Source organism: candidate division TA06 bacterium (assembly GCA_016208585.1).
In the GTDB taxonomy this organism is placed as follows: Bacteria; Edwardsbacteria; AC1; order AC1; family EtOH8; genus UBA5202.
Map to the genome: position 1 here is coordinate 1 of JACQXR010000035.1, position 3,123 is coordinate 3,123.

Genomic DNA, 3,123 nt, shown 5'->3' on the forward strand with positions numbered 1-3,123 from the left:
AAGTTAGGGTTGTGTAACAGTGACTTTACACTGTTATTATATGCCAAGAAATCAATATTTACAAGGGTTTTACACGTTTTCCCATCTCAGTTTATCTGGTTTTAACGCTTTTTTCAGGTAAGATATTTAATAACCTTTCTTATCGTTCTTTTTTGGTTCTTTTTTTCTCTTGACTTTAGCCAATAAATTGGTATCATTAAAGATTATGAAACTTTCTTTATTGGGCCCCTATCTTTTGGACGTCGGACTGGGCCCCCGGCAGATCGCTGAATATAACCACCAGATCCGCCTGGGCACCGCCTATGCCGAAAGACTGACCGCCCAGGAGCGGGCCCTTTTGATCCGCCTTTTAAGCGATGAAGAGCAGGCTCCCGGCACCGCCCACGTCATCACCGAAAAGGTCCAGAACCAGGACAAACCCGAAGCTCTGCCCTCCCTGCTGTTCGGAGTGCTGGCCCCGGACTGGGCCGGGCTGGCCGACGCCTGCCTGGGAACTGTGCACGAGGCCGGGCTAAACATCGCCTACACCCACGGTTTTATCCTGCGCCGGGAGCGCCAGAAGCTGGGGGTGATCCTGATGGAGGTGGAGGTCAGCCCCAATCTTACCAAGCAGGCTTTGGACGGGGCCCGGGGCAAGGTTCAGGAGCGGCTGGCCCGGATCGCGGCCGATGACGAGACCAAGAAAACCCTGCAGCGCCAGGAATCGCGGCGGCTCTATGCCTTCACCGCCGTCACCGATGCGCTGAAGAAACAGGTCGACGAACAGGACCTTAAGGAAATTATGGGCGACAACGGCGAGGCCATAAAGTTCTTCGTGGCTCGCCAGGAATCCTACATCAACCAGCGGCCGCTGGAGGCCATCGCCCACCAAGTGCTGGTCAACTTCCGGCTGAAGAGCCGGATCCGCCAGGGGCTTTCGGCCACCGAGGTGAGCATCGGGCCGATTCCCTTCGGCTACAAGGATCTCACGGCCCTGACCATAATCACCAAGGAGAACTGGCTGACCTACGAACTGCTGTTGCGGATCATCGACCAGGAATTGCCCGGGTACCGCCGCTACGACGAATATGCCTATTTCACCGCCGACAAGCTCTCGGTTTATCATCTGGAGATCACCGGACAGGATGACAAGCCCTTGGGTCCTCAGGCTGCCAAGGATCTGGAGGCCAGGATAAAATCGCCGCCCACTTCCCGGGAAGCGCTGGGCCCCACTCCCGGAGTGGAGCTGATCCGGCGGAAGATAGTGCCCCCCATGCTGGACGAGGAGCGGGAGCTGAAGATCCCTCAGGGTTACATCCATCCTCACGCCCCGGATAATTTTAAGCTGATCGCGGTGGCCTCAGGAGCCGATGCCGGACAGGGTTTGAACCTGGTGGCCGCCCTCTCCGCCGTGCCCGGCCTTTCGGCGGCCATGCCCGACAAGCCCAGCCATCTAAGCCACAGCCAGAACGGCCAGGAGATCGTTCAGGAGATATCCATCATCGACGTCTGGATAAACCGCAAGACCCTGTTCCCCTCCGGCGGCTTGTTCAACGAGGAGGAGGTCTATACCAAGATGGAACAGGCGGTCAGGAACATCCCTGTCTTCGGCCCCCGGCTCAGGATATTTGACCGCACCAGCCGGGCCCTGCGCCAGATGCGGCTGGCCGCGGTGGTGGAGCTGGCCCAGAAGGAAAACCTGCCGGCGCCGGAGATCAAGTCCCTGTTCTACAACCTGGGCGACAAATGCCTGCTGAACCCGGAAATACCGGACAGCGCGGTTTTCTCCCGGCTTAAACTTTGGCGGCAGATCGAAAAACAGGAACCCGGCGCAAAGAAAATAAGCTACCGCCTGCAGAATCTTCAAATGACCTCGGACCAGGATCAATATACCGCCCTGGCGGTGGCCCTGCCGGCGGGCTCGGACCTGCTGGCCAAGATAATGGCCTTGGCCGGGGACTACCAGGTGCTTTCGGTCTGCCGCAGCGACCTTTCCCGGATCCGGATTATTTTGCTGCTGTTCTCGCTTACCTGCCACGACCTGCCTTTGAGCGAAAAAGAACAGGCGGTCTTGTCCGCCAAACTGGACGAGCTTTCGGCCTGAGCTTAGTCCCCCTTGGACTTCCCCGCTAAAAAACACTAAATAACGAAAATATTTTTCGGTGTACCAAGCCATAACTTTTGACCTGTGGCAGACCCTGATCGCCGACACTCCTTCTATCGATAAAAAGCGAACCCGGTACCGCATTTTGCAGATAAGAAAGGTTTTAGCTGGTGAGGATATTCAAGTAAGCGTAATTGAATTGTCCCAGGCCCACCAGGAGGTTTGGGAGCAATGCCAGATAAAATGGAAAAAAGCCAGGGACATTTCTTTTGAGGATCAGATAACGCTGTTTCTGAACCTGGTCCGGCCGGGACTGGCCAAGAAATTGAAGTCCGGAGCATTGAAGGAGATCGAGAAATCATATGCCCAGGCTGTGCTGCTGTATTCCCCCCGGACGATCAAAGGCGCCGACCAGACGTTGAGAGAACTGCGGGCAGATGGATATAGGATGGGGTTGATCTGCAACACCGGGCGCACCCCGGGCTTCGTTTTGAGAAAACTGTTAAGCAGATTTCGCCTGCTGAAATATTTTGACGTGGCCCTGTTCTCGGACGAGACCATCATCCGGAAGCCCGATCCCAGGATCTTCCGGCTGGCCTTAAAAGTCTTGAACTGCCCTCCCAGCCGGGCACTGCATGTGGGAGACGACCTAAAGAACGATGTCCGGGGCGCCCTGAGATCCGGGATGGAAGTTTTGTGGATTGAGCAACCGGAGCAAAGAGCTTCGGCAAAGATCAAGAGGATAAAAAGCGTGGCCGGGCTGCCCCGGCACCTGAATAAAAAACCCGGCAGTTAAAGGCCGGGTTTTTGTGACTTGGACTTTTGATTTCTGGCAAATCGGGTTGTCAAGCACCTAACTTGGGTAATAGGCTACCGCCCCTAGGTTATAACCCTTCTGACCTAGCGCAAGTTTCCTAGTTACGAAATGCAAGAAAGCCTAACTTCATATTTCTAAAGGCGTTACGTATTATTAAATGTATTATATAACTTAGTAAGCTCGTTATTCTATAACGACAGTCAATCCCTGTCCTTGAGAAGCC

General features: G+C 54.8%; 2 protein-coding genes. Both read left to right on the forward strand.

Translation table 11 applies throughout. From position 1 onward, the window contains the following. Positions 1-205 precede the first annotated feature (205 nt). Complete coding sequence (locus tag HY768_02935; GenBank protein ID MBI4726172.1) at positions 206-2,083, forward strand: hypothetical protein; 1,878 nt, start codon at positions 206-208, stop codon at positions 2,081-2,083. A gap of 58 nt (positions 2,084-2,141) precedes the next feature. Continuing rightward, positions 2,142-2,879: an HAD family hydrolase gene (locus HY768_02940; protein MBI4726173.1), complete on the forward strand. Its 738-nt coding sequence runs from the start codon at positions 2,142-2,144 to the stop codon at positions 2,877-2,879. The last annotated feature ends 244 nt before the right edge of the window (positions 2,880-3,123 follow it).

Bases quoted from the DNA above. Each gene is read 5' to 3' on its own strand.
- HY768_02935 (MBI4726172.1), top strand. From the start codon at position 206: ATGAAACTTTCTTTATTGGGCCCCTATCTTTTGGACGTCGGACTGGGC.